Here is a 26,580-nt window from a genome sequence, read left to right as displayed (position 1 = left end):
GATCCAAAATCAGCCAGCCGCCTTCTGCGCCAGCACCTTGATGGCTTCGGACAGGATCAGCTTGCCGTCCACCCTCTGGGAGGCAAGGAAGCCCACCTGGCCGTTTGCCGCGTACAGCTCGTTCAGGCGCTTAAAGGAACGTCCCTGGCGGTCTGCGATCCAGTAATAGCTGAAGTCGCCGAACGCAATGGTCTTGGCATCCGCAGCGATGGTCGGCATATAGGCGGAAGTGCGTACCGGCTTGCCCAGCAGCAGGTCCGGTGCGCCTGCGGTCAGGGAAGGCTGCCACAGGTACTGTCCCTGGCTGTCCTTCAGCTTGCGGATGGCCTTGATGGTGGAGTCGTTCAGCACCCACACAGCATTGCGGCGGTAAGGCGCTTTCAGGGAGTAGAACAGGTCGATCAGTTCATCAGCCGTGATCGCGGTGGCAGACGCAGCGGTGATGCCGGTCTCCGCGCCGCCGCTGGCAGCCAGGATGCCCAGGGGCTTGCCGGAGCCGTCCCCGGTAAAGAAGGCTTCCTCCTCCTTGGCGCCGATACGGCGGGCAAACTCACGGGAGATATAGCTTTCCAGGTCAAAGACGCTGTCGTTCAAGAGTTCTTCGGAAACCTTGATCATCGTCCCCAGCTTGTACGCCCCGATGGATACCTGGCCAAAGGAATCGTCGCTCTCGGTGTAGGCACCTTCCTCATCGATCCAGGACGCGGTGCCCTTGGTCGCCACCACGGGGATCTTGCGGTCGCCGCTGGAGGTCTGGATGACCTTGGCAATTTGGCGGAATACGTTTTCTTCCTCCAGTGCCTCCACCAGGGTGCGCTCATATTCGTCCGGTACCAGATAGCCGCCCTCGGAGTCCGTCCCGATCTGCAGGGCATTTACCACAGAGGGCATCGGTGCTTTGGAGCGCATCATGTTCCAGAAGTTAGAACGGTACTCATCGGTGGCGCGGCCGGTCTTAGTCTCCTCCTTGCCGCTCATGGGCTTACCCGTCAGGGGCTTGTTCACCGGGCGGTTCAGTTCCGCCTCCAGCGCCTCCTGACGTTCCAGGCGGGCGATCTCCTTGCCCAGGTCGGTGATCTCCTGCTCCATGCGGGTATAGGCGGCGTCATCCTCGGCGGACAGGACGCCCTTATCGTTTCTGTGGGAATCCAGAAAGGCTTTCGCAGCTTCCCAGGCTTTGGCGCGCTTCTCGCGCAGTTCAAGAATCGTCATAGTGGTATCCTCCTTAATGTTTCAAAAGATTGAGCCGCTCGTAGAGACTGTCTACAGAGCGGCCCTTAGGTTTGGAATCTTCGGTTTTCTTAGGGTTGGTTTTACACTTTGCCGCGATCTTATCCATCAGGGAGCCCCTCACAGCGGCTTTGGAATACAGCATGGACACCGCAGGCGGCTCCATGTCCTCCGGTACATCGGAGCGTTTGAGAATATCATCGGCAAAGCCAAGCTCCACCGCCTTGTTTGCGTCCATCCAGGTCTCCGCGTCCATCAGATGGGACAACTTGGCGCGGGACAGCCCGGTCTTGATCTCATAGGCGTTGATGATGGAATCCTTCACGCTGCCAAGCATCTCGATGGCTTTCTGCATCTCTGCGGTATCGCCCATCGCTACGGTCATGGGATTGTGGATCATCATCATGGACACCGGGCTGACCAGTACTTTTGTACCAGCCATCGCAATCACGCTGGCAGCGGATGCTGCGATGCCGTCAATCTTGACCGTGACATTGTGCGGATAGTCCATGAGCATATTGTAGATCTGGGCAGCCGCCACACAGTCCCCGCCGGGGCTGTTGATCCAGACGGTAATATCGCCGTCCCCAGCCATCAGTTCCTCTTTGAAAAGCTGGGGTGTGACATCATCGTCAAACCAGCTTTCCTCGGCGATAGTGCCGTTCAGGAACAGCGTCCGTTCCGCCGGAGCTGTCTCCGTCGCCGCCTGGTTCTTCCACTTCCAGAACTTCTTCATCGGGGTTTTCCTCCTTTCCCGTTTGTGTATCTGCAAAAGCTTCCCTTGTGGTCGCAAAATAATTGGACCGGTTTTCCTCCTTTCCCGTTTGTGTATCTGCAAAAGCCCCGGCGTTTCTAAGCGGGAGCATATTGCCGTTGATCAGGTACAGGTCTCCGCCTTCCTCGGCGGGGATGCGGTCCATGTTCTCCAGTTCCCGGATGTCGTTGGCGCTCATCCAGCCGTTCTGCCTTGCCGTAGCGTAGCCGGACATTCTGCTGGCATAATCGCCCCGGAGCAGCCCTTCCACGTTGAACTTGGCAAAATACCGCTTCTTTTCCTCCGGGGAAAAAAGCGTCCGCTGGATGGACTGCTCCCAGCGCACCAGCCAAGGCTCCAGCGTGTATTTCACAAACTCTAAAGACTGCTGCTCAATGTTGGAAAAGCTGGATTTTTCCAGGTCGCCCACCATGTGGGGCGGCACCCGGAAGATGCGGGCAATCTCATTGATCTGGAACTTCCTTGTCTCCAGAAACTGCGCCTGTTCCGGGGAGATGCCGATGGGCGTGTATTTCATGCCCTCCTCCAGCACGGCGATCTTATTGCTGTTCGCCGAACCGCCAAAGGTGGACTGCCAGCTTTCCCGGACACGCTGCGGGTCTTTGATCGTCCCAGGATGCTCCAGCACGCCGCCGGGGGCCGCACCGTTGGCAAAGAACTTCGCCCCGTATTCCTCACAGGCAATCGCCATGCCGATGGCGTTCTTCGCCATAGCGATAGGGGAATAGCCCACCAGCCCGTCAAAGCCAAGCCCTGGGATGTGCAGCACATCGGACGGATTCAGCCGGACAAGACTGCCTTTGACCGTAGGCGCGTCATCCATGCTGACGGTGTATTCGTAATAAAGCTGTCCCTCGCTGTCACGATTGACTGTCATCCGATCCGGCATCAGCGGATAGAGGGCAATCACTTCACCTTTTCCGTTGCGGATAATCTGTGCGTAAGCATTTCCCCACAGCAAAAGGTGCGTCATGAGCGTTTCCCGGAACACAAAAGAACTCATCTCCGGGTTCGGCTCGTCATGCAGGAGCAGATACAACGGATGGTCGATGGCTTTCTCCTTGCCACCGTCCTCCTTGTAACGGTAGAGGTGCAGCGGCAGACCTGCCACCGCTTCCGCCAGGATACGGACGCAGGAATACACCGCCGTCATCTGCATGGCAGACCGTTCATTGACCCGTTTGCCCGCAGCACTTCCTCCAAAGAAAAAGCTGTAGGCGCTGCCTGCAGTGCGGTTCTGGGGCTTATCCCTGGAACGGAAAAGCCCGGAAAAAATACCCATATCGAATCACCGTCCTTTCAGATAAACAAAAGGCCCCGGCTGTCATAAACCGAAGCGCCTGTATCGTTCCCACAGCGGATCGCCCGGTCAAGCCCCATAATGGTGGCAATCGCGCCGTCAATCTTCTCTGTGGATTTTTCTTTGTCCGCCTTGATGTTGCCCGCCGGATCGGTGCGGATGAAGATGTTGTCCATCATCCACCGCAGCACCGGGTGGCCTCCGTGGGCGATTTTCTCCTCCAGCACCAGCTTCATCAGTTCCTTGGTCGGCGGGGACATATCCTTAAAGCCCTGCCCGAAGGGGACTACCGTAAAGCCCATGCCCTCCAGGTTCTGCACCATCTGCACAGCGCCCCAACGGTCAAAGGCGATCTCCCGGATGTTAAACTTCTCACCGAGCCTTTCGATGAATTTCTCAATGTAGCCGTAATGGACCACATTTCCCTCGGTGGTCATCAGCGTCCCCTGGCGCTCCCACAGGTCATAGGGGACATGATCTCGGCGGACACGGAGGTCAAGTGTTTCCTCCGGTATCCAAAAATATGGCAGGATATAGTATTTATCCTCTTCATCCAGCGGCGGGAACACCAGCACGAAAGCCGTGATGTCCGTGGTGGAGGAAAGATCCAGCCCGCCGTAGCAGATACGCCCCTCCAGATCGTCCTCGGAAACCGGGAAGGCACAGGCATCCCACTTGTCCATCGGCATCCAGCGGACGGACTGCTTCACCCACTGGTTCAGCCTAAGCTGCCGGAAAGCGTTCTCCTCGCCAGGATTCTGTTGGGCGGATTCACAGGCGGCTTTGACCTTATCAATACCCACCGTGATACCGAGGGAGGGGTTTGCTTTCTTCCAGACCTTGGGGTCTGTCCAATCCTCATCCTCGGCAGCGCCGTAAATGACTGAATAGAAAGTAGGATCGACCTTCCTACCTTCTGCAATATCAATGGCTTTCTGGTGTACCTCGTAACAGATAGAATTGGTGTCGTTACCTGCTGTGGTGATCAGGAAATACAGCGGCTGCATCCGGGCGTCGCCGGAGCCCTGGAGCATAACGTCAAAGAGTTTCCGGTTGGGCTGGGTATGCAGTTCATCAAAGATAACGCCGTGGGTGTTAAAGCCATGCTTGTTCGCCACATCCGCCGATAGCACCTGGTAGGAGCTGTTAGTAGGAAGATAGGTGATTTTCTTCTGGGACTCCAGTATCTTCACTCTTTTGGAGAGTGCTGGGCAGAACCGCACCATATCCACCGCCACATCAAACACAATCTTTGCCTGGTTACGGTCGGCGGCGCAGCCATACACCTCGGCCCGTTCCTCGCCGTCCCCGCACAGGAGCAAAAGCGCCACAGCGGCAGCAAGCTCGGACTTACCCTGTTTCTTAGGAATTTCGATATACGCCGTATTGAACTGGCGGTAGCCGTTGGGCTTCAACACGCCGAACAGGTCACGGATGATCTGCTCCTGCCAGTCGATCAGTTCAAAGGGCTTTCCCGCCCAGGTGCCTTTGGTATGGCAGAGGGACTCGATGAACATCACCGCATAGTCGGCGGCGTCCTTATCGTAGTGCGAGGTCTTCGCCATAAACCTGGTGGGCTTGTATTTCTTCAGTTTTCGCATGGACACCACCTCCAAAATGGCATAAAAATAAGCCGCATCACTGCGACCTCCAAAATGGTTCTGTACGAGAGAAAGAGCCATGCGGCTCGATCTCAGGTTATTGTTTTCGCGGTTATTTACTGCTGCATCGCCCAGGCGATGGCGTGGCCACCATCCTCGAAAAGTTCTGCGCTCATGGCGATGAGGTTCAGGCGGCACTCAATGTAGCTGTACCCGGTTTCTTCCGGTGTCTCGATGAACTCGTATACCCCGGCGATGAATCCCTTCCAGGCATGGTCGGTGACCAGTACCTTGTCGCCCATCTTCAGCACCGCGCCCTCGCCGGCGGTGACCTTCATCGAAAGGTTCTCCATCGTGCTGGTGTTCGGCAGCCGGTAGCGGTTTACGCAGTTCTCGGTGTAGTCCTCGTATCTCTTAATCCCTGTTTCTTTCATCTTCGTATCCTCCGTTTTCTTCGTTTTCCCTTTCGGTGTGTACATATTCGCTCTAAAAGCACATATTATCAAGTTAATTCTGATCATAATCTGCACAAAGATCGGAGGAATAAATTGTGTATATCACTCCTGCGTATGGCGGTGGATCGTCTCAATGATCTGCTCCTGCTCGGACGGCCCCACGCCAATGGACTGGAGCGCCTGCCTGGTGCCGCAGTCCGGGCAGATAAGCGTTTCGTTGTCCTCCCGTGAAAGTGCCGGAGCGCCGTGGTAGGTCCTGCCGCACAGTGGGCAGACCGCCATTCGGATCACATTATCCTTCATATCCGCATACCTCCCTGCATTTATCGTAGGCGTCAACCAGGACGTTTTTATCAAAACGGAAGGTATCGTACCCTTCCAGGCAAGTCCTCATATAGAAATTGCTCGGAATCCCAACCGGCCTGTCCTCATGCATGATGTAGGCAAAGGCCGTCACCGTCCTGCGCTTCCCGGTGCGGATGCCTTTGTACTGAAGCCGGATGTCCCTTTTGTAGTAAAAGTTGGGAAATCCTTCGTAGCGGTCGAGAGCGGCTTCATCGGTTGCCGTTACCTCCCAGATCACCACAGGGACTGTGCCGCCTTCGCTTTCCTCGATGGTCAGGTAGGAGCCGGTCTTACTCCCCTTAAAAAGCAGTTCCCAGCCCTTCAGGTTGGCCGTGCCGAGGATCGTGGCGTGGGGGCAGCGCATCCGCATCTGCCCGACATTGAGGTTGCTTCCATAAGCAATGTAGTATCTTTTTTCTTTCATGGTATCCATCCTTTCCTGAAGGACTTAGGTTACTTGTCCTTCTACCACCCTAAGACCGCCGAAGCGGTCAAGGGCAGGGCATTTAACCTAAATCCTTCAAGCGGCTCTGCCGTGCCGGAAGGCGGTGTCCCCGGTCAGGTTGCGGGTCAGGAAATCTCTGGCCGTTGCGAACTCCTCGCCAATGAAGCCCAGGCGGAGGAGCCAGGTGCGCATGGCGTATTTGGGGTTCTCGTTCTGCTGGGGCTTGGGGCTTGCCGTCCGCACATCCTTTGCCATCTGGCTTAAGGCCAGGCAAAGCTGGATGTAGCTCTTAAGCTGCCCTGCGTGGATGCCGCCGCTGCGCTCTGCGGTCGGCTCATCGAATTGGAAAAGCCGGAATTCGACCGTCCCCTTGGTAAAGGTGGCATGGAGGTTGAGCATATGGTAGCGGCTGTCGTTGTAGTGGTGGCTCCTGCCGTAGCTTGCGCCGTTGCTGGTGTACCAGATGTCCGCAAGGTGCGCCATTGAGCGAGGCTTCCTGCGGTTGACCTGTTCCAAAAACCGTGGGTCTACCGTGCGGCAGTAGCGGCTCATGCGGCCCCGGTCGAGTTTCAGTGCCTCGGCGATCAGGCTCTCATGGCTTGCCATGATGTTGGCAAGGTTGCGCAGGCTCTGCGGCGTGTGTCCCTGCGCCCCGATGTGGATGTGGACGCCGCATCCTCTGGAGGCGTCGCTCTTGGCGCCTGCGTGTCTGAGCTGCCTGCAAAGCTCCTGCAGGGTTTCGATGTCGCCGTAGGTCAGGATCGGGGTGACCAGTTCGCATTTCTGCTCGTCCGGCCCTGCGATGGAAACATCCTTCTGGAATTTCCACTCGCGCCCATCCGCATCCCAAGCCGACCAGGTGCTGTACCCGTTGCGGCTGGCAGTGTTCTCGTATCTGCCTGTGCCGAAGTAGGTAGCGGCAACCTTCGCTGCCTTCTGGCGGGTGATGCTGTTCATCTCGACCTCGACACCGATGGTCTGGTTCTTCATCTCTGCAATCTGCCTTGCTGTTTTCTCGTTCATTCTGAAATCCTCCGTTTTTCTGCCTCGCGGCTGTGTGTTTTCCCTTTCGGTGTACACATATTCGCTCTAAAAGAGGATAATAGCAAGTTCATTCCGCGTTATATATTACACAAAGATGACCGCAGGATATTGTGTAGTTTATGGCTGTTTGCCGCCATCCGATATTGGCTTGAGAAGGTCATTTTCTCCGTCATCAAAGATAGCGAGAGCCAGGCGGAATCCCGTCCGCAGCCCATCGATGAAGTACTCCTCGGCGGTCATGCCCGCAATGGCGGCTTGCAGGCAAATCATCTTATCGAGGACTGTGGCTCCCTTCTGATCCAGCATGGATCGGAGCTTTTCTTCTTCATCGGCGAGACCGGCAGCAGCCTTTCCATACTCCGAATTGCGATCAAACTGCTTTTCATTCGGATTGATGTTCCCATAGAAGAAGTCCTTCAGAATGTTATTCGGCATGGCGGTCACCCACCTTTTTCACAACGTCCTCCCCATAGACCACGTTCAGGCCGCTGCCATTGTCCCAGCGCATGAGAAGGGAACCAGTATCATCCACGCCTTTGACGGTGCCTTTCGTGCCAACAGGCGGGGCCTGGACATCATCCATCCGCACCAGTTCCACACGGGTGCCGGCAGGATATTCCCGGCGGATGCGCTCCACAATCTCTCTACTCGGAAACTTCATGGTTCACACCTCCATCCTTGAAAGCCGAGGAACCGGTCAGATTCTTCAGCAGGATCTTGCGCTCCGCTTTATATTCGCTGCCGATGAATCCCAGCCGCAGGAGAAAGCAGCGGAAGGCGTATTTCTCGTTATCCACCGGTTTCTCAGTCGCTGTTACCCGCTTGGCATTCCTGCTCATCTCGCAAAGCGCGGAAATGAAGTGGGTATAGGCGGCTGCGGAATCTGTGTCCACCTGGGAGAACCAGGGAAATGCCACCCGGTCTTCCAAAACCTCGATGCGAAGGTCGGTGATGCCCAGGGCCTTCCGTATCAGATTCCCCTTGGCGTCCAGCAGCTTGGCAAGGTTGCCCACCGCCACCTTGTCGAGCGGGATTTCCACCGTAAGCGCGTCCTCGCAAGCTCCGTATCGTTCGCTTCCGTCTGAAGCCGAAAGCTCATTCACTTCGCTGCTCGTCCTTTCCCCAACAAACCGATTGGTTTGCCGGGGACCCCCTAAATTCGTCTCCTGTGGCGCAGTGTCGGCGGCTTCTGCCGCTTCCTTGGTTTCCTCCCCGAAGGGCTGCTCACCGCCGTCCTGCGGCTCACATTCAAAGCCAGCGGCGGAGATGGCTTCCAGCACCCGCTCGACTTCCTCGCTGTCGGCACGGTCGTCAAATAGGAGCGTCCCATACTTGGTGACCGTGAAATAATCAATCTCATAATTGCAGGTGGGCATGAACTTGTATTCCGCCCTGGCGCCTGTGGCATTGGCGATAACTTTTACCAGTTCCTTGCGCTTGGCGCCCGTCACATTGTATCTGATTTCCATGTGCGAAAACCTCCTTTGTTTTTGGTAGGTACATATATCACTCTGAACCCCTGAAATAGCAAGCGATTTTCGCACATTTCTCTGTAGAATAGAAACCAATTTATCCTTCCGAAAACTGTGCATAGTACACGATCCCGGAAAGCACAAAATAGACGTTGGGGAGCGCCACGCCGTTGCCCCACATTTTATATTCCGCGCTGTCGGAATGGGGATTCTTCAGCCACTTGACGATCTGGTTCCGGCTCTTTGGCTTGGAGGACGTCCCCATGACGGAGCGGTGTATCTCAAACACCTCTGTCCAGAACTCGATCTCATCCTCGGTCGGCTCGTCTGTCCCAAGCCCGGCGCACCACCAGTCCGGGAATCCTTGCAGTCTGGCGCACTCGGTAGGCGTCAGTCTGCGGACGATGTACTCCGGCTCGGTCTCGTTCACCACAGGCGGGTCCTTATAGTCCCTTGCCATCAGGGTCGGAGACTGTTCCTCAAGCGTCTGGGTGTAAGTGCCGGTGGTCATACAGTAAGCCACCGCATGGCGGTCGACAACGTCCAGCGTAAAGGACACATCCTCATTCACGCCGCTGCCCTGGGGGCCGTTCTTATCCGCCCTGCCGATCATGGAACCCTGCAGGGCCACTACAGCCATGCCGCCCTGGTTGCAGGTAGGATTGCCACCGTTCGCATCCAGGCATCTGGAAGTTTCCGCTTCGTAGAATCCGCTCTTGGGATTCTCCGATTTCATGGCGTTGCTGTCCTTGGAGCAGATACCATAGACCTTCGGCACGAACAGTGTCTGGTCATTGTTGCAGCCCAGAGTGGCGGATTTATTATCCTGGATCAGCGCGCCCTTGCCGCCGCCCTCACAGCCGGAGCGGATCTTCAGCGTCTTAGGCGTCTCCACTACAAAGGGCTGGTTGTTCCCGCCCATACCATAAGTGGCATTGACCGTGGGCGCTGTCTCCAGAGGGCCGATGTATCTGGTGTCCTGGCTATGGTTCTCATAGACCGCCGCCGGCACCGTACCGGCACGGAGGGTGGGCGAGGTTTCCTCCCCATACCCGATGCCCCTGGCTTGTGCGGAATGCTCGGTACAGAAGCCGGCGGCACCCATCACGCAAGGCGGGTGCCCGTGGTTTTCCGCCCGGAGAGTTGCCGCGACATCCTCCGTCACATCTATGCGGCTGCCTCCCTGGTCGTTTAGGCAGACGCAGCCTGACGCTCCAGCGCCTTCCTCAAAAGTTCCGGCAGTTCCTTTCCACGGGCGGAAGCCCTGCGGAGTATACCCAGACACGCCTTCGGACTCAAATAGTATTTTTCCGGCACTCCCGCCTGCAAAATCTGCGACAAGGTAGATGCGTTTTCTGCGCTGGGGAACTCCCCAGTACTGCGCATCAAATACCCGCCATGCGAGACTGAAATCGTCTGCCACGATCTCCCCGGCGGCTGACCACTTCGCAGGTCGAGCAGGATCAATCTTGTATCCTTTGACCGAGCAGATCTCTTCGAGGACGGACTGGAAGTCCGCACCCTTGTTGGAACTAAATGCGCCGGGGACGTTCTCCCATATGATGTATCTTGGATATCTGCCATTGGTTTTGCACCTCATTTCCTTTACGATTCGGATGGCTTCATAGAAAAGGCTGGAGCGGGAGCCGCCCAAACCTTCCCGCCGACCCGCGATGCTCATATCCTGGCAGGGTGAGCCGAAGGTGATGATATCCACCGGCTCAATATCTGCGCCGTTCATTTTCGAGACATCGCCGTAATGCTTCATAAACGGCAGCCGTTTGGTGGTCACCCGGATAGGAAACGGCTCAATCTCCGAAGCCCATACAGGGGTAATGCCGGAGATCAAGCCGCCTAAAGGAAAACCGCCGGAGCCGTCAAACAGGCTGCCGAGGGTCAGTTTATTCTGTTCCATCCGCGACCTCCTCATAGCTGTATGTCTTACCGTCTCTCAGGACGCTTACGCCATCCGCAGAGCCGACCTGCTCGATGTAGCGGTTCACGATGACATCGCAGAACTTCTCGTCCAACTCAATGGTTCGGCAGATGCGGTCGGTCTGCTCACAGGCAATGAGGGTAGAACCGGAGCCGCCGAAGGGGTCCAGCACCACCGAGTTTGCCATACTGGAGTTGCCGATGGGATAAGCCAGCAGCGGGATCGGCTTCATGGTGGGATGCTCGCCGTTCTTCTTGGGTTTGTCGAACTCCCAGATAGTGGTTTCCTTCCTGCCCGTGTACCATTGGTGCTTGCCGTTTTTCTTCCAGCCGTACAGCACAGGCTCATGCTGCCACTGGTAGGGAGAGCGGCCGAGGACAAGGGACTGCTTCTTCCAGATACAGCAGCCGGATAAATAAAATCCCGCATCGGCAAATGCCCTGCGGAAGTTTAAGCCCTCGGTGTCGGCGTGGAACACATAGATGGATGCGTCCGCCGCCATGACCGACTCCATATTCTGAAAAGCGGCAAGCAGAAACTCATAGAATTTCTCGCCTGCCATGTTGTCGTTTTTGATCTTGCCCGCCGAACCCTCATAGTTGACGTTGTAAGGCGGATCGGTGATCACCAGGTTTGCTTTGACGCCATCCATGAGCGTGGTGTATGTTTCAGCCTTCGTGGAGTCTCCGCATACCAGCCGGTGCCTGCCAAGCGTCCATACGTCACAGCTTTTACTGAACACCGGCTTTTGCAGCTCCGCATCCACATCGAAGTCATCCTCTTCGGCTTCGATGCCGTCATCAAACAGAGCCGCCAGCTCCTTTTCATCAAAGCCGGTGAGCAGGGGATCAAAGTCCATGCCCTGCAAAGACTCGATCTCTACTCGCAGAAGCTCCTCATCCCATCCGGCGTCCATCGCCATGCGGTTGTCGGCAATGATGTATGCTTTCTTCTGCGCCTCGGTAAGGTGGTCGGCAAACACACACGGAACTTCCTTGATGCCTTCCTCCTTTGCCGCCATTATTCTGCCGTGGCCTGCAATCACGCCATAGTCGCGGTCAATGATGACAGGGTTGATAAAGCCGAACTCCCGGAGGGAGGAGCGGAGCTTCGTAATCTGCTCCGGGGAGTGGGTGCGGGCGTTGTTCACATAGGGCACCAGTTTGCTGATTGGCACCAGCTGCATTTCCGTTGTTGTTTTCATCGCACCAGCCCCCATTCCGCAAATTTCTCAAAGCCGCCAAGGGACTGGATGTATTTCCGGGCAGTCTCCACGATCTCCGCATAGGGAATGCCGTCCACGGTATCGTCCCCAATGGCGCAGGCAAGCTCCACGGGCTTTCCCGTTTCCTGGGCTTTCAGCCAGGCGTAGATATTGACCGACACATCCGCTTTGGACAGGTCTTTACCATGCAGACCGCCGCCCGTGACAGAATCTGCCATATCGCTACCCAGCTTGCGGTTGGTTGCACCTGTGTCCACATCCGTGCCGCCCGTCCAGTCTCCCAGAGGGTTGATCTCGGCGTGAGGATACACTTCCTTGAGGTGATAGATCTTGGCGTTGCTCTGGCAGAGAATGAGCCTTGCGCCGTCCAGAATGTATTTCCCGTCATAGGGATAAGTGTGATACACACTTTTGGCGATCTCGCAGAGTGCTTTCTGCTCCTCGGTCACAGGCATCCCTTTGAAGATGCCGTTGTCGCCGCAGCGGATTCCGTCTGCCTGGTTATTGGCGAGGTGTCCGTCCTGCGGAACTTCCACATAGTCCGTGTGCAGATTTCCTGCGATGCGATGGACGATCCCGGTCACCTCATCCAAAGAGATGTGTACCGATGTTTCCGCAATGATATGGCAGACGCCGTGACCGATGAGAACCTCCACGGCGATCCTTGGATTTTCTTCTTTTCTGTACGCCGCATCCACCAGAGCGCCGGCAATACGGTCAGCCACCTTGTCCGGGTGGCACGGATTTACTTTTTCAAACATAGCTTTATCCTTTCCGCGCCCGCAGCAGACGCTCCATCAAATCATCCTGGGGAGATACCTCCCCGTAATCGGTGCTGCAGTTTTCCTTTACGATCTGGAAGATCTCGTTCCACAGCCGCACCGCCTGGTTCATGTAGTTGATGCCGATGTTGATAAACGGCGACGGGATCGGCTTCTGGGTAGTGGGGTGCTTGGAGAGGAAGCCCATTCGGTTGGTCATCTCCTCGCACTGAATCCAGCGGGCGCTGCACATGGCGTACCGCTCCAGAAGCTGTGGTGACACCTTTGCGGCACAGCCGATCTTCTTCAGCCACTCCCAGGTTTCTTTGTAGATCTCCTCTGCCTGGAGCGTACTTCCGTCACGCTGCTCGGCAGAGAGAAATTCATGGGGTTTTGGCATATCGACACCCTCGACTTCGGGAATGTCCAGCACTTCTAATCTTCGTCCGCCCGGATTGCCGTTCTCGGCTTTCTCCTTGACGGCAGACTTTTTTCTTCCCGCACCGGGTCTCGCACCACCGCGCCCACCTGTGTTATTGGATTTTGTCGGCATTTTCTCACCTCTTTTCCGCAAAAATAGAGCGACCGCTATCGGCCGCCGTCAATTACCCTTTTGATTTCGCCTTTTTCGCGCACGAAGCCCCGGGCCGCTGCCCGCGTACAGGACCCGCAGAGATTTTGACCGCCCTACCGGTCGCCAAGGTCGTGGTGAATCTTGGTATGGCAGGAACGGCAAAGGCTCATCAGGTTGTCCCTGGCATGAGTGCCGCCCTGAGAGATGGGAACGATGTGGTGTACCTCATCCACAGGAGTCAGCCGTCCTTCCTTCAGACACATCTCACAGAGAGGATGCGCCGCAGCGTAGCGGTCACGGATGCGTTTCCATGCTCTGCCGTATTTCTTATTTACGTCCGCACTGCGTTCGTATTTGTTGTACTGCCTGCGGGCGGCTGCTTCATGCTCCTTGCAGTACTGGCCCTCCGTGAGGTTGGGACAGCCGGGGTAGGAACAGGGGCGCTTGGGTTTTCTTGGCATCGCTTCACCTCCTTGGGGCATAAGAAAAGCCTCCACAGGACGCTCCCATGAAGGCTGTTTTTGTATTCTACTTCGCTATTGTAATGATATCACAGGACGGGTGTGCCATACTGTGCCAAACCGTGCCAACTTTCAATCCGGGACAGAAAAGTTCTGGAGAGCCGACCCGTGTATGCGGTGTACCGTGCGAAGCGACACGTTCAGCATCCGGGATATCTCCTCCCAGGAGCAGTTGTCCAGGTAACGGTAACGGAGTACCAGCTGCTCCTCGCGGCTGGCAAGCCTGTCGATTGCCGCATTGATGGTTTCCTTGAGACACACCAGATACGCCACCTTTTTCGCCACATCCCTCTGGATGGCGTCGATTTTCTCAAGGCATCGGACAAAAGGGGCTTCTGTCGGCTTGTTTGGATTGTAGTGCGGTTCGAAATTACTGCCTGAGACGCTGCTCGATAAATCCCTCCAGTAGTCAATCTCACGCAGGCGGCAGTTTATAAGGGCATCCAGGTGCCGCGCCTGGTTCAGATATTCTTTTGCGGTCATGCGTCCACCTCCTTCTGCAGGGAGCGGATCAGCATCTCACCATTCACATCTGTGAGTGCCGAATACCACTGCGAACGGAAGAACCGCTCAATTTCGGCTTTATCCGCCTGTGCCGTCCGATTACGGGAGTTAGCTTTCAGGCTTTTCAGCGCCATGCGGTAATCCTTCACAGCTTGCAGGATGATGGCGTTCGCAAGGTTCTCGTAAGTCGTGATATTGCTCATATTCGCACCTCCGAAATTTTGATCCTCGGATTGGCACGGATTTTCTTAGATTGACTCAGATTTTCAAGTCCGCTTTCACGGCGTCAATCAGGGCCGTCTGGGTATGCTCCTTTTTGGAGAGGGCTTTCATGATGCGTTCGTCAATGGTGCCCTTTGTGACAATGTGCTGTACCACCACAGTTTCAGAAGTCTGCCCCTGCCGCCAGAGTCGTGCTATGGTCTGCTGATAAAGCTCCAGGCTCCAGGTCAGTCCGAACCACACGATGGCAGAGCCGCCGCTCTGGAGATTCAGCCCATGCCCGGCAGAAGCGGGATGGATCAGTGCCACCGAAAACTCGCCGTTGTTCCATCTGCGGATACTGGCGGCGTCATCCAGACGGGAGAACGGGATATGCAGCTTTTGCAGCCTTTCCGAAATACGGGTCAGGTCATGCTTGAACCAGTAGGCTACCAGAATAGGCTTGCCATTTGCCGCTTCGATGATATCCTCCAAAGCGTCCAGCTTGCGGTCGTGGATGCGAATGGTCTCGCCGCTGTCATCGTAAATTGCACCGTTCGCCATCTGGGAGAGTTTCCCGGAGAGGGAGGCGACGTTGGCGGCGGTGATCTCCGCGTCGCCCAGCGACAGCACCAGTTCCTGTTTCAAGCCCGTGTATTTTTCCTGTTCATCCTCGGATAGCCGAACCGTGTATTCACTGCTGACCAGCTTTGGCATCTGCAGGTGGTCGGCGGACTTCATAGAGATGGTGATATCCGAAATCTGCCGGTAGATGGTGTCCTCCGCATAGGGCAGGGGTTTGTAGGAGTAGATGACCTGGCCGTTTCGCTTGTCCGGCGTGAAGTAATCGGTGCGGTACTTGGTGATGAACCGTCCCAGCCGCTGCCCCATGTCCAGGATGCGAAACTCCGCCCACAGATCCATCAGGCCGTTAGAAGCGGGAGTGCCGGTCAGTCCGACGATGCGGTTTACCTTGGGTCTGACCTTTAACAGTGACTTGAACCGTTTTGTCTGGTGATTCTTGAACGAGGATAGCTCATCGATCACCACCATATCGAAGTCAAAGGGAATGCCGCTCTCATCAATGAGCCACTGGACGTTTTCCCGGTTGATGATGTAGATGTCAGCGCGTCTCATCAATGCAGACCGGCGCTGGGCTTCTGTCCCGACAGTCACGGAGCAGATGAGATTCTGAAGGTGATCCCACTTATCCGCTTCAGCCGTCCATGTGTCCCGCGCCACTCTTAAGGGTGCGATGACCAGCACTTTATGGACCTCGAAGCTGTCAAACAGCAGGTCGGCTATGGCTGTCAGCGTGATGCTGGTTTTTCCCAGGCCGCAGTCTAAGAAGATAGCGGCTGCGGGGTGTGTCTCAATGTAATCCACCGCATATTTCTGATATTCATGAGGTTCGTATCTCATCCAGTATCCCTCCAATCTGCTCCGTATCGTCCAGCACATACACCGGAAATCCCAGCCGCCGCAAAAGCCTGTGGCGGGAAAGCTGCAGAGGTCGCGGCTTTTCTCCCAGAGCCTTGACTTCAACAAAGCCTATCCGTCCATTCGGCAGCAGCACCATGCGGTCCGGCATACCGTCAAAACCGGGAGATACGAGCTTGGGGCAGATGCCGCCGGCTTGTTTGACCGCCAGGGTCAGCTTCTTTTCAATTTCTTTTTCTCTCATGGCTGTATCCTTTCTATGGGGTCGGCTAATTCAAAAGCGGCATAGGCGGCCAAGACAAAATTGTCGAGGGGCTTGCCCTTGTAGCTCCAGGCGGTCCTGCCATCCACATATACGCTGTAGCGATTGCCGCCCTTGTTGTTGATGAACACCTTTCTGCCCCGATAAGTCAGCTGATAGTTTCCATACCAGTTCTTTCGCCATTGACGGTGGGGAAAGTTACGTTTCCGGTTGGCGCGGTTTTTCATAAGCCGCTCACGCTCTCTGGCGGCGAGGATATCGCCCTCCATGATCCCTGCGCAAATACAGCCGACTGAAACAGTTTCAAAATACTCGTCATGCCGCATCACATGGACAAATCGTACCTGTGAACAATCGCAGAGTTCACAAGTGAACAAGTCGATGTAATCGGGATCTTCCTCTTCATCGGCCACATCGTAAATGTAGTCACAATACCAGCCGGAGAGAGGCGCTCCCCATTCCTGAAGTCGTTTCTGACACCTGCGGACATATGCGCTGTCTATTTCATACATTGACATTTTGATTTACCTCCGTGTTCTTAAAAACCTGAAAATCCTTACGCGCGTGCATATGCGTGATTTACGGGTTCTGTACAGTCTTTTTTATACATTTTCAATTTGTATGCTTTTTTAGGAACACAGGAACGAAGCCTGTAAAGTTGCCTTGCGGCGGCACATTCGGTGTGTTCCTGACGGTGTTCCCAGAGCTTTCTCCGGGAACACCGCCTGGTGTTGGGAACTGTTCCTTATCCGCACTGTTCCCGAAAAATCAGTCAGGAACATCGCCGGGAACAAAAACAAACTGCGGTCCGTAGGGCTTGACACGCTCCTTTTTCTCCTTGCGCACCCAGCCGAGTTTCGTGAGCATGGCCGTGAGGTTGTTGGATTCGGCGCGGCCAAGGCTGCCTTGGTCCTTGCCGAAAAGCTCACACCAGATCTCCATGTTGCAGACCCGTGTTCTGGCGACCGTACCAACACAGCCGATATTATTCACTCCGGCGAGGAAGGAGCGGCGGTCGAACAGATCCATGCCGTCCCAATCCTCCGGGAGCAGAGTTTCCAGATACTCGCGCACCAGCCCTTCGCGCTCATCGGACTCCAGCGCTTCCCGCTGTTCGCTCTTGGCGAGTGTCTCCAGATCGGGAGCCAGATGCAGCTTCTCGCCGTTCTCCACAAGCACCAGCACCTCCGCCCAGATCTGGCTGATATCTTCATGGGTGAGCTCCCAGGAGTGCCTTGTGCCGCCGCCCGGCGTTTTGACCGGCCAGAACCGGCGGTTGCCCGTGGTATCCCGCAAATAGCCGGACTCGGCGTTGGTGGTGCCAAAGAAGATGCACTGCCTTGGATGCGGCGTTGCCCGTCTGCCGAATGCGGCGCGGTAGATATCGTTCTGACGGGAGAGGAAGGAGCGCAGCGTCTCCACCTCGGCTTTGCGAAGTCCCGCCAGCTCACCGATCTCCAGAATCCAATAGCCCTGCAGCTTTTCGGCGGCGGTCTTGTCCTTGGTATCGCTCAGATTCAAACTGTCAGAGAACCATTCCCCGGCAAGGCGGGAGATGAGGGTAGACTTGCCGATGCCCTGGGGACCGTTCAAGACCAGCATGGTATCGAACTTCACGCCCGGCTCTTGCACCCGGCGCACGGCGGCGCAGAGGGTCTTTCTGGTCACAGCGCGGACATAGGAATTATCCTCCGCACCCAGATAGTCGATGAGGAGCGCGTCCACACGGGGAACGCCGTCCCACTCCGGCAGAGCCGCCAGATACTCACGGATGGGATGGTAGGAGCGGTCGTCCGCCACCTTGGTTACAGCGATCTGATAATTGCGCTGGGAGAATGTGCCGTAGTGGGAATCCACATAGCTGATCAGCTGGGCATCGTCAGCGTCCCTCCAGTACTTGGACGGGTGCTTCCAGGGCACATCGCCCTTGATCTCCATGCCGTCCAGCTGCTGGTTGAATACGATATTCTGGAGCTGCGGATCGTTCTGGAGGATCAGCGTGATGTTGTGGAGGTTGTTTTTCAGCACTGTAGAGCGGGGTTCGTACTGGAAACGCTTCTGCCAGTCGGTATCCTCGCTGCCGGAGAAATCCGTCTCGACATCCGCCATCCGTTCGCTTGCCGCCAGCAGCTTTACCTCATCTTGCTGCATGGCGAACTCGCACATCGCCTTGTACGATGCTTTTTCGTCCAGATCTCCAAAGCGGTGGATACGGACGATGTCAAAGGCGTTGCACAGCTTGAGGTAAGCCGGGTCTTTGGCGTGGTGGCTGTAGACGAATTTATCTTCCTTAATCTCCACGCCCGCCATACTGGAGGATACGATCAGGTGCCAGCGGTTCTCATTGTCGGTCGGCTCATAGACATCGGAGAGAAATGTCTCCAGCGCCTTGCTGATGGGATAATAAGTGCGGTTGAACAGACCCACCACGCCCTCTTTGGTCAGCGGGTCCTGCACCTTCTGCTGTGCGGTGGTATTCGCCTTGCTTTCCCTGGAAGATGTGGGCAGTCTTGTAGGGTCGGTCCATTCCGGGTGCTTTGTGAGAATCGCATCGGGGTCGAGCCAGCCACCGTCTGTCTCCTTATACACAAAGGAGCCGTTAGCCGGGGTGGACGGCCAGTACATCAGCTGATTGGGCTGGTAGGAGCATTCGTCGAAATAGTCGATGCCCAGCATCTGAGCCAGATAGCGGGACACCGCCACAAATTCCTCCGGGGTCACATCCCTGGTCAGCGGGAACACCAGCCGGACGCGGGGATTTTCTTCCGTGCTGCTGTGAGTGGTGTACAGTGCGGAGGTATAGGGGCAGAGGGACTCATAGCTATCCAGAAAAGCGGTGTCGATGCGGTCGCCGTCAAGCGCCACCATCGAGCGGCTTTCCACGGTATCGACCTTGCGTCTGCCGCCCTTCAGCACGCCCGCCACAAAGCCGCCGTGGTCTTTGGCAGCGTCACGCTGGGCGCGGCTCATCTTCGCATATTCCTCGGCGGACTCGGTGGTGCGAATGGTCACTTTGAGCCGTTCCTTCAGATCGTCAAATCGTATGGTCTTGTTGACCCATCTCTTTGCCTGCCGGTTATTGCCGTAGGCGATGTTCAGTTCACGCATAGTCGGTTACCTCCTCGCTCGTCGAAATAAACTCCATTTCGCTCACTTCCACAAAACTGTGAAAGCTCGCACATTCCGTTATTTCTCCTCTCCCAGAAAAGTCTAAAGCCTTTTCTGGGGTCCCTTTAGTAAAATATCTCAAACGGTAGTTCTTCCATTTGGCTCTGCGGATCTCCGCTTCCATGCCGGAAGAGATGTATTCTCCGAACACCCACACCTCGGAGCATTTGCTCATGAGGGCGTTTCCAAAGAACAGTCCCAGCTGGCGCTCCTTTGGATTGTCGTCACTGAGAAACTGCGGAAACAGCAGATGCGGCGCAATGGGAATGTATCCGGCGTCCACGGCAAAGCGGCTGTACCTCCGGGCGTTCTCCACATTGGCGACCACATCTCCGGCATAGGGTGAGCAGATGTAGACGATAGGGCGGAAAGCGCGGAGGGCGCGTTCTTCTTTTTCTATATTGGTGAGGGCTTCATAGGTAGTGGGGTCGTAGTAGCCCTCGCTGTTGAATTTATTGATGCTCATAGGCGTTACCTCGTTAATCTTTCTTGTAAAAATCAGTCTCGTAGCCATCTGCACGAAGCTGCAGTCCGTTTGCCCAGGGTGGAGTCCTGCTCATCTGGTCACAGACGGTCTGTAGGGATATCCGGCGGTCAGCTTCAATGACCACCTCATCGTGGATATGCATGACGATGGAGCAGCAGCGAAGGGTCTTCATGGCGTAACAAAGGATATCCCGCGAGGTTGCCTGTACAATGTTTTCCACAAATTTCGGACCGTAGCTGTCAATGCGCTCCCATTTCTTCGTGCTGCCGACGCCTTCATAGGTGATACATTCGCCGCCGAAACGGTTCTCTCCGATCTTTGGCTTCACATAGGCAAGGCTCCTGCCGGACGGCAGGGTGATAAACAGCATTCCGTTTCTGGCGGAGAATATGATGCCGTGTGTTTTCGTGGTAGTCTTACGGATAACGGCGTCCATCACAGCGCGATCAACCGCCCACCAGAACTGCACGATTTTCGGATTCGCCTGACGCCATGCGGAAACCAGAGCGGGAAGCTCGTCCTCGGACAGCCCCATCTCCAGTGCGCCCATAGCCTTAAGTGCGCCCACGGAGCCGCCGTAGCCGAGAGCCAATTCGGCGATCTTTCCTTTCTGCCGAAGGTGGCCGTTGACGCCGTGCTTTTCTACGGGGACGCCGAACATCTGGGATGCGCTGGCGCAGTAGATGTCCTTGCCCTCGGCGAATACATCCTGCCGCCACTTCTCGCCGGCAAGCCATGCGATCACCCTGGCTTCAATCGCGGAGAAGTCCGCCACAATGAATTTTCTGTTTCCCTGCGGCACGAATGCCGTGCGGATCAGCTGAGAAAGGGTATCCGGCACGTCCTCATAGAGCATTTCCAGAGCGTCAAAGCCGCCTGCCCGGACAAGCCCTCTGGCTTCGGTCAGATCGTCCAGATGGTTCTGAGGGAGATTCTGCATCTGAATGATGCGGCCTGCCCACCGCCCGGTGCGGTTGGCTCCGTAAAACTGAAACATACCTCTTGCCCGGCCATCGGCGCAGACGGCAGTCTCCATCGCCTGATATTTTTTAACGCTGGATTTCGCAAGCTGCTGGCGCAGGGTCAGTACCTTTTGCAGCTGCTGCGGCGCAGTTTTCAAAAGCTCCGCTACAGCCTTTTTGCCCAAGGTATCGGTCTCCACGCCGTTATCTGCAAGCCACTGCTTCATCTGCTGTACCGAATTGGGATTATCCAGTGAGGTCAATTCCTTCATCGCCTGGGTCAGCTCCGAGCGGGAGCGCCCGTCCATCTGAATGGCCTGCCGCACCAGCTCCATATCCAGTCCCACGCCGCGGTCGTTGATCTCCTGGTCGAGATGGTATTCCTCCCAGACGCTGTCCGGCACAGGGTACTTTAAGAGCCGTGCCTGGATGGACATCTCCGTCTCCACATCGCGGATGTTGTATTTTTTAAATGCCAGCCATTTGTCCGGGGAGTGTTTTGGAAGATTGCGGGTGCGCTGACCGTTGGACTTCGTTGGTGCACAGGGCTGGCAGAAATATTTGATGAGGTCTTTGCCTTCGGCCAGCTTTTGTTTTTCCAGCCCAAGAACGGCGCCGGCTCCCTCCAGGGATAAGGGCAGACCCATGTACGCAGCCCAGACCATCGAGCATTTCCAGGAGTCCGGCTCCAGATAGTCGCCGGTCGGATAGCCCAGAAAGCGTGACAGGCAGATGCGTTCAAAATTGGCGTTGAAGGCCCACTTGGTCACCTTGTCGTCCTCCAGTGCGGCAAGGATCGTTGGTGGGATTTTCTCCCCGCAGGCAAGGTCTATCTGCCGCACTGGACCGCCATCCACGCTGTAGGCAAAGAGCAGTATTTCAAAATCGGGAGACTCCACATAGCGATACACACCAGTTTTAGCAAGGGGCTGGTCGCTGTAAGTTTCCAAGTCGATTGATAAGGTTTGCATTTCGTCACTTCCTTCCATACCCCAATAGGGCGGCAGATCGCTCCGCCGCCCTGGGGCTTGGTACTTTATTTCTCCAGCAGCTTCATGCGGTTTTCGTGATACTCTGCGTCACGGGCCGCCTGTTCACGCTCACGCTTTTCGCGCTTGCGGTCATAGAGGAAGGACTGGATGCTGCTGATCAGAATGACTGCGCTGATGCACAGCCAGATGGCGAGAACAGCAAAAAGCAGAATTGTCTGAAACATTGTCATGGCCGTTTACCTCCCTTGTCTTAACCGAGGAAATCCTCGTCGTCTTCAGTTGCGAAGTCAGCTTCAGCACTGGCCTTGCCGCCCAGGGGTTCGCCGGGACGGATGAGCTGCAGATTATTCAGCCCGCAGGCGATGCCCTTGTTGCCGTTGCTGTTGAAAGCGTACAGGTTGATGGACGCTCTGCCGTACACGCCGGAATACACCTCGGAGCGGGTCAGCACAGGATTGCGGTCCGCGTCCACGATGCCGGGAGCGGTTGCGGAGTTGGCGTTGATGAAGTAGGCGTTCGCATAGGCAGGATCGTCGGGCCTTTCAATGTCGCCGTCTCTCAGCGGAGTCTTGATCGCGGAGAGAGGAGGCACGCTGCGGCCGTTGCCCTTCAGCTTGGCCTGTCCCTCCTGATAGGCGGCTTCAATGGCGGCCTTGATTTTTGCCACCGTCCGGGTATCGGACTTCGGGATGATCAGCGACACCGAGTACTTGGGCGTGCCGCCGTTGATGGACTTGGGCTCCCAGACGTTGGCGTAGGACCAGCGGGTGTCGGGGCCGGTGATGACCTTCATAGGGTTGTTGACTCTGTTTGTGTTGGTAGACATATTACATTTCCTCCATAAAATCATTTTTCGCGGTATTCCATTCGGACCGTTTATCGCTCGACCGCACGAGCGTGGGTTTGCCTTGCGGCTTTTCAATGTAGGGGGCGAGAAGTTCCTCGAAGCGGGTCTTGCCGAGCATCTTCTGCATGGCGGTGACGCCGAGGACTTTTCGCTCATAGGGATCGAAGCCTGCGCCTTCCACAGCGGCGGCAACGGCGGCTTCGCTGGTGTATTTACGGTTGGAGCGCCCCTCGACCAGTTTCCATCCGGGGAACGCCGTGCCGCTGACTGCCTGCCGGAGAGCGTATTCCTTCACATCCGCAGCCCAGGCGGTAAGCGCGTCCACCTTGTCCAGGATGCCGGCGATCTCCTCATCAGCGAGGAGCGCAGGGGTCTGGAATTCGTACCGGGCAAGAGCCAGGTTCGCTTCGGCGCGCTCTCTGCACTCGGCTTTCGCCTTGCAGAACCGGCACCACTCACCACAGCTGAAGGAGCCTTGACCTTCATAAGCAAGCTGCGCCTTCTGAGTCAGTTCACTGTTTGCCCATTCGTACAGGTCGGCCTTGTCCATCTCATACACGCTGATATTGGATTTCCGGGGCTGGTAGATGGTCATGCGGACGGAATCGATGTCGTAGATGCCGTCAAAGATCTCCAGAGCGCCGAGGGCATACAGCATCATCTGCGGATTATCCACGGCGCTGACTTCCACGCCTTTGCCGTGCTTATAGTCCACGATGTTCAGTTCACCGTCAGCGATGACGATGCAGTCGGCGGTGCCGAAGCCGTCCTGTACCCAGCGGGAGAAATCCACTCGCTGCTCGATCAGGATGACCGGGTCGGCGCAGGTCTGCTTTGCGGGCTCCAGAAGCTCCGATACATAGGCGGCATACCCGGCGGCGCAGTCCTCCATCTCCTCGTTGTACCAGGAGAGGTTTTCGATGGGATCATCCGCCGGAATCCCCAGAGCCTGCTTCAGCCGAAACTCACAGAGCGCATGGGCGTCCGTCCCTTCGGCGGCGTAATCGCTGCCCTTGTCCTCGTAGGCTTCGCACAGCCTTGCGGAGGGCGGACAGTTGAGCCACCGTTCGGAAGAAGAAGCGGATAAGACTGCGTGCTTAACTGCCATTAGTCAGCACCTCCGCTTCGGCGAGCAATGCCTTGTAATGTGCGGGGTCGATCTGTGACAGCTTGGATGCGCCGTACTTTTGAAGCAGGGCGCGAATCTCGGCGGTGTGTCCCTGGCGGGATTTGTCCGCAAGTACGGCTCTGACCTGCTCCAGCGTCAGTTCCGGTTCAGGAGGAGAAGCAGCAGGAGCATCCTCTGCCTGCGGCTCTCCGCTGAACATCTTCGTCAGCCAGTCAGCGGCATCCGAAATAGCAGCGGCAGCACTGCGAAGTTCTTCGATGGTCTGCGCCATATCGCTCATTCTGCTCATGTGATTTTCCTCCTTCCCTGGATTTGCTCTGCTGGCGTGCGATGGTCAGGTTGCTTGCCAGTCTCCTTGACACCACGCTGATTGCGGTCAGGACATCAACAATGTCCTCGTCGGCACGGGCGTCATAATGGTTTGCGTTGTAACTCATATCGGCGGTCCCTCCTTTCCCAAGGCGTCTTGTGTTGCCTTTCACAGACCCATCTGGACAGGAAAGGAGGGGCTGGCCGAAAGATTTTAGAATTTTTCCTTGAGCCGCTTCAGCAGCTGGTTGCGTTTATACACAAATGTGTTTCGGGGCATCTGCAGCCGCTCTGCGCCGGCGCGTTCGGAAAGCCCGTCCGCAATAGCCATGAGGATCTCGTAGCTTTCCGGGTCGGATGACTGAAGCTCTGTGAGCAGGCCGTTCAGGATCAGGGAGTCGATATCGATCTCCGTGGTAAGCCTGCTGTCCGCAAGAAAGCTGGTGCGGGAGACGCCGTTTTCGTAAGCGTTCTCCATTTCAGTGTCGATGGAGAGATGCTGGGGAGCGTCCTTCGGGATACAGCGGAACTCGCAGGTGTCGCAAATACCGTCGCACTTGTAGCTCTTTTTGTACGGGATGCAGCAGGCTCCGGCTCTCTGCTTTGCCTTGCGGGTAGTCCCTACGAACCGCTCCCAGTCGTGCTTCTGTTCCGGGGTGACATCGATCCACTGCTTGAGTGGGCGGTAGTAGATGGTTGATGTGTTCTGATTTGCATTGGTTTTCATAAAAAGTCCTCCGATTTTCGATTTCTCGAAACGGAGGACTCTGGGCGCTGCCGCAAAAAGGGTGTAAAAACCTAACCGCAGTCCTAACGGAGTTCTCCGTTTCGGATTGCAGCTAACCCGCTCAAAAGGCAGCTGTGATATTGAGTTGTGCCGCCGGATACCGTTGAGCCATCAGTGATCAGCTGATGCGGTGTCGGGCGGGATCGCACCACTCGCAAACGCAAATCAATAGCTTTATTCTGAAAACAAGTTTTGCGTTCACAAATTTATATTGATTATCGCGTTTGCTCGTGGTATAATGTGATATGAGGCGTTTTGGATTTCGCACAGACTGTGCGCTCCTTCTGCCTTATCACGATTTCATTATAGAAAATAGGACTTCCAAAACTCGTAGGTTTGCCTACATCTGCCTACATAAATGCCTACATTGGAAAGGATGGTGTCAACTTGAAGTTCTGCGACCTTGTACAGTTCATGCATCATAATTACGAAACAAAAATGAACGCCGCAGAATTTGTGAAGATTCTGACGGATGCCATCCTGGATGATGAGGCATTGGAAAAGGATTCTCCGAATCCACTTTATGGGCTTGGAAAATCCACACTGGAGGCATATTACAGTGGCAGGCTGCCAATTTCGCAGAAAAAGGCATCTGCACTTACGCCTCGACTGGATGAGGCAAAGTTTGCTGATTTCGTAAATACATATTCCTTCGATGCATTGAACCACATGAAGGACAAGCTGGCTGAGTTCGGATTCGATGTCGAACCTTCCGAAGTTGGGCAGGCCTGCGCTAATATCCTGGCTCAAATCATCAGACGCCGTTCGGAGGGATTATCCGATGATGTGACTGCGTTGAACTATCAGCGCATGGAGACAGGAAGAAGTCTAAAAAATATAGCCCCTGCGACAATAGAGCGCAGAGGCGATAAGTTACATATATCCGGTGAGGTCATAACGATTCATCAGGCACTTGTCCCTGATGATGTAGGCAAGCATGAACTTGATTACATTCGTGCTTTGTATGAGGCATATGCTCAGAAATTAAACAAGGAGACTTTTACTGCTGACGATGTTCCTTCCCTTCCGAAGCGATATGCAGAGAACTATAAGGAACAGCGTATGGCATATTATAGCGCAGTAAGTATCGAACGGTCTGTCCGGGATATCTTCGATGACGGAGAGGATGAGTTCGGCAGACTGAAGGATGATGCGTGGCACGGCATTAATACCACATACTGGAGGGATTACGAGGATGGTTACGCAAGGCTGAATGCCGTCCTTGAAAAAATAACAAGTACCACGCTCGACAGTTCCGTACTCAGCCAGATGCGGAATCTGATTGGTAATTTGGAGAAGAAAGGCATCTGCCATATATTGGTGAATGACGGTGTGATTGAGTCGTGGGTGAACATTGATGAGTAACAGACTTTTCAATACGCCCTTTGAGTTGTCTCTCCACGTGGTGCTACTTCTTGATGTGGCGAATGCCGGAATTACACTCGACAGAATTGCCGCTTATGACTTCATGGCGATTTACTGTGAGGACTTCGGCGTTGCAGATAAATCTCTAAATGGGGAAAACGGTTTTGCATTCAGTGAACTATCAGCAAGGCGGAACCTTATAAAAACTGCAATAAAGAATCTGGTAGTTGATGGGCTGGTTATAGCCACGGATGATGAAGCAGGCATCCTTTATTCCGCTTCAGAAAGTGGAAGAAACATGAGCAAGAGTTTCCAATCAGAATATGCCAAGCGGTACAAAGAACTGATGCGGCTTGTGGTTGCGAAGTATGGGAACTATAGCGATGTCCAGCTGTTCAACGAAATTAGTCGGCAATCAACGAAATCCTTAAGGAGGTAACGCG

At 55.4% G+C, this 26,580-nt stretch carries 30 protein-coding genes and 1 pseudogene; 2 read left to right on the top strand and 29 right to left on the bottom strand.

The genetic code is table 11. The features are described 5' to 3' along the window. Positions 1 to 9: 9 nt before the first annotated feature. From INF29_RS01445 to INF29_RS01305, 29 genes and pseudogenes are all read right to left on the bottom strand, one after another. Positions 10 to 1,212 carry a phage major capsid protein gene (locus INF29_RS01445; RefSeq protein WP_193484171.1) on the bottom strand — a complete coding sequence of 401 codons (1,203 nt, stop codon included), beginning with the start codon at positions 1,210 to 1,212 and terminating at the stop codon, positions 10 to 12. Between the two features lie 13 nt (positions 1,213 to 1,225). After that, positions 1,226 to 1,966 (bottom strand): head maturation protease, ClpP-related, encoded by a 741-nt coding sequence (locus tag INF29_RS01440; protein WP_193484169.1) that lies wholly within the window; start codon positions 1,964 to 1,966, stop codon positions 1,226 to 1,228. Next, positions 1,863 to 3,287 carry a phage portal protein gene (locus INF29_RS01435; protein WP_193484167.1) on the bottom strand — a complete coding sequence of 475 codons (1,425 nt, stop codon included), beginning with the start codon at positions 3,285 to 3,287 and terminating at the stop codon, positions 1,863 to 1,865. The genes INF29_RS01440 and INF29_RS01435 overlap by 104 nt, the downstream gene beginning before the upstream one ends. A gap of 17 nt (positions 3,288 to 3,304) precedes the next feature. Further along, a complete protein-coding gene (locus INF29_RS01430) occupies positions 3,305 to 4,906 on the bottom strand; it encodes a terminase large subunit (RefSeq protein WP_193484165.1) in 1,602 nt (533 codons plus the stop codon). Positions 4,907 to 5,022: 116 nt separating this feature from the next. Further along, the gene (locus tag INF29_RS01425; RefSeq protein ID WP_022131536.1) at positions 5,023 to 5,340 is read right to left on the bottom strand and encodes an Nmad4 family putative nucleotide modification protein; all 318 of its coding nucleotides are present in this window, start codon (positions 5,338 to 5,340) and stop codon (positions 5,023 to 5,025) included. 123 nt (positions 5,341 to 5,463) lie between these two features. Continuing rightward, positions 5,464 to 5,664: a hypothetical protein gene (locus INF29_RS01420; protein WP_022131537.1), complete on the bottom strand. Its 201-nt coding sequence runs from the start codon at positions 5,662 to 5,664 to the stop codon at positions 5,464 to 5,466. Further along, positions 5,654 to 6,130: a gamma-glutamylcyclotransferase family protein gene (locus INF29_RS01415; RefSeq protein WP_022131538.1), complete on the bottom strand. Its 477-nt coding sequence runs from the start codon at positions 6,128 to 6,130 to the stop codon at positions 5,654 to 5,656. The genes INF29_RS01420 and INF29_RS01415 overlap by 11 nt, the downstream gene beginning before the upstream one ends. Before the next feature lie 96 nt (positions 6,131 to 6,226). Then, positions 6,227 to 7,174 carry an amidoligase family protein gene (locus tag INF29_RS01410; protein ID WP_193484162.1) on the bottom strand — a complete coding sequence of 316 codons (948 nt, stop codon included), beginning with the start codon at positions 7,172 to 7,174 and terminating at the stop codon, positions 6,227 to 6,229. 138 nt (positions 7,175 to 7,312) lie between these two features. Then, entirely contained in the window at positions 7,313 to 7,630 is a 318-nt protein-coding gene (locus tag INF29_RS01405) for a DUF6809 family protein (protein WP_193484160.1), read from the bottom strand. Beyond that, the gene (locus INF29_RS01400; protein WP_193484158.1) at positions 7,620 to 7,856 is read right to left on the bottom strand and encodes a DUF4314 domain-containing protein; all 237 of its coding nucleotides are present in this window, start codon (positions 7,854 to 7,856) and stop codon (positions 7,620 to 7,622) included. Before INF29_RS01400 ends, INF29_RS01405 begins: the two co-directional genes overlap by 11 nt. Further along, positions 7,840 to 8,664, bottom strand: coding sequence for a virulence protein (locus INF29_RS01395; protein ID WP_193484156.1), 825 nt, complete (start codon positions 8,662 to 8,664; stop codon positions 7,840 to 7,842). Before INF29_RS01395 ends, INF29_RS01400 begins: the two co-directional genes overlap by 17 nt. Positions 8,665 to 8,764: 100 nt before the next feature. Next, a complete protein-coding gene (dcm, locus tag INF29_RS01390; protein WP_193484154.1) occupies positions 8,765 to 10,582 on the bottom strand; it encodes a DNA cytosine methyltransferase in 1,818 nt (605 codons plus the stop codon). After that, entirely contained in the window at positions 10,569 to 11,807 is a 1,239-nt protein-coding gene (locus INF29_RS01385; RefSeq protein WP_193484152.1) for a site-specific DNA-methyltransferase, read from the bottom strand. The genes dcm and INF29_RS01385 overlap by 14 nt, the downstream gene beginning before the upstream one ends. Continuing rightward, positions 11,804 to 12,589, bottom strand: coding sequence for an S-adenosylmethionine synthetase N-terminal domain-containing protein (locus tag INF29_RS01380; RefSeq protein ID WP_087378230.1), 786 nt, complete (start codon positions 12,587 to 12,589; stop codon positions 11,804 to 11,806). The genes INF29_RS01385 and INF29_RS01380 overlap by 4 nt, the downstream gene beginning before the upstream one ends. A 4-nt stretch (positions 12,590 to 12,593) precedes the next feature. Continuing rightward, positions 12,594 to 13,142: a P27 family phage terminase small subunit gene (locus tag INF29_RS01375; RefSeq protein ID WP_002349532.1), complete on the bottom strand. Its 549-nt coding sequence runs from the start codon at positions 13,140 to 13,142 to the stop codon at positions 12,594 to 12,596. Between the two features lie 134 nt (positions 13,143 to 13,276). Beyond that, complete coding sequence (locus INF29_RS01370; protein ID WP_193484150.1) at positions 13,277 to 13,624, bottom strand: HNH endonuclease; 348 nt, start codon at positions 13,622 to 13,624, stop codon at positions 13,277 to 13,279. Between the two features lie 132 nt (positions 13,625 to 13,756). After that, the gene (locus INF29_RS01365) at positions 13,757 to 14,167 is read right to left on the bottom strand and encodes a sigma factor-like helix-turn-helix DNA-binding protein (RefSeq protein WP_193484148.1); all 411 of its coding nucleotides are present in this window, start codon (positions 14,165 to 14,167) and stop codon (positions 13,757 to 13,759) included. Beyond that, a complete protein-coding gene (locus INF29_RS01360) occupies positions 14,164 to 14,391 on the bottom strand; it encodes a hypothetical protein (RefSeq protein WP_193484146.1) in 228 nt (75 codons plus the stop codon). The genes INF29_RS01365 and INF29_RS01360 overlap by 4 nt, the downstream gene beginning before the upstream one ends. A gap of 55 nt (positions 14,392 to 14,446) precedes the next feature. Continuing rightward, the gene (locus INF29_RS01355; protein ID WP_193484144.1) at positions 14,447 to 15,811 is read right to left on the bottom strand and encodes a DEAD/DEAH box helicase; all 1,365 of its coding nucleotides are present in this window, start codon (positions 15,809 to 15,811) and stop codon (positions 14,447 to 14,449) included. Then, on the bottom strand, positions 15,792 to 16,073 hold the full coding sequence (locus INF29_RS01350) for a VRR-NUC domain-containing protein (RefSeq protein WP_087298912.1): 282 nt from the start codon (positions 16,071 to 16,073) through the stop codon (positions 15,792 to 15,794). The genes INF29_RS01355 and INF29_RS01350 overlap by 20 nt, the downstream gene beginning before the upstream one ends. Continuing rightward, positions 16,070 to 16,609 carry a hypothetical protein gene (locus INF29_RS01345; RefSeq protein WP_207728096.1) on the bottom strand — a complete coding sequence of 180 codons (540 nt, stop codon included), beginning with the start codon at positions 16,607 to 16,609 and terminating at the stop codon, positions 16,070 to 16,072. Before INF29_RS01345 ends, INF29_RS01350 begins: the two co-directional genes overlap by 4 nt. A gap of 250 nt (positions 16,610 to 16,859) precedes the next feature. After that, positions 16,860 to 19,199, bottom strand: a complete 2,340-nt coding sequence (locus tag INF29_RS01340) for a virulence-associated E family protein (protein WP_207728095.1) — start codon at positions 19,197 to 19,199, stop codon at positions 16,860 to 16,862. Between the two features lie 112 nt (positions 19,200 to 19,311). Next, positions 19,312 to 19,725 (bottom strand): annotated as a pseudogene (locus tag INF29_RS01335) (DUF7768 domain-containing protein); the annotation flags it as partial. Positions 19,726 to 19,738: 13 nt separating this feature from the next. Beyond that, positions 19,739 to 21,679 (bottom strand): DNA polymerase, encoded by a 1,941-nt coding sequence (locus tag INF29_RS01330; RefSeq protein WP_193484142.1) that lies wholly within the window; start codon positions 21,677 to 21,679, stop codon positions 19,739 to 19,741. 65 nt (positions 21,680 to 21,744) lie between these two features. Next, a complete protein-coding gene (locus tag INF29_RS01325) occupies positions 21,745 to 21,930 on the bottom strand; it encodes a hypothetical protein (protein WP_002353013.1) in 186 nt (61 codons plus the stop codon). Positions 21,931 to 21,950: 20 nt separating this feature from the next. Beyond that, positions 21,951 to 22,526 (bottom strand): DUF2815 family protein, encoded by a 576-nt coding sequence (locus tag INF29_RS01320; RefSeq protein ID WP_193484140.1) that lies wholly within the window; start codon positions 22,524 to 22,526, stop codon positions 21,951 to 21,953. Position 22,527: 1 nt separating this feature from the next. Further along, positions 22,528 to 23,655: a DUF2800 domain-containing protein gene (locus tag INF29_RS01315; protein WP_193484139.1), complete on the bottom strand. Its 1,128-nt coding sequence runs from the start codon at positions 23,653 to 23,655 to the stop codon at positions 22,528 to 22,530. Next, entirely contained in the window at positions 23,645 to 23,965 is a 321-nt protein-coding gene (locus tag INF29_RS01310) for a DNA ligase (protein ID WP_193484137.1), read from the bottom strand. Before INF29_RS01310 ends, INF29_RS01315 begins: the two co-directional genes overlap by 11 nt. A gap of 234 nt (positions 23,966 to 24,199) precedes the next feature. After that, positions 24,200 to 24,712: a hypothetical protein gene (locus tag INF29_RS01305; RefSeq protein ID WP_193484136.1), complete on the bottom strand. Its 513-nt coding sequence runs from the start codon at positions 24,710 to 24,712 to the stop codon at positions 24,200 to 24,202. A gap of 447 nt (positions 24,713 to 25,159) precedes the next feature. Here INF29_RS01305 and INF29_RS01300 point away from each other — a divergent pair, with 447 nt between their 5' ends. After that, positions 25,160 to 26,137, top strand: coding sequence for an ABC-three component system protein (locus tag INF29_RS01300; protein ID WP_193484134.1), 978 nt, complete (start codon positions 25,160 to 25,162; stop codon positions 26,135 to 26,137). Then, on the top strand, positions 26,130 to 26,576 hold the full coding sequence (locus tag INF29_RS01295; RefSeq protein ID WP_133145284.1) for an ABC-three component system middle component 2: 447 nt from the start codon (positions 26,130 to 26,132) through the stop codon (positions 26,574 to 26,576). The genes INF29_RS01300 and INF29_RS01295 overlap by 8 nt, the downstream gene beginning before the upstream one ends. Positions 26,577 to 26,580 lie beyond the last annotated feature (4 nt).

This window comes from Anaerotignum lactatifermentans (assembly GCF_014982935.1).
Taxonomy (GTDB): Bacteria; Bacillota; Clostridia; order Lachnospirales; family Anaerotignaceae; genus Anaerotignum; species Anaerotignum lactatifermentans.
Note: the sequence above shows the minus strand (reverse complement) of the source record. Positions and strands in the feature narration are given on the sequence as shown.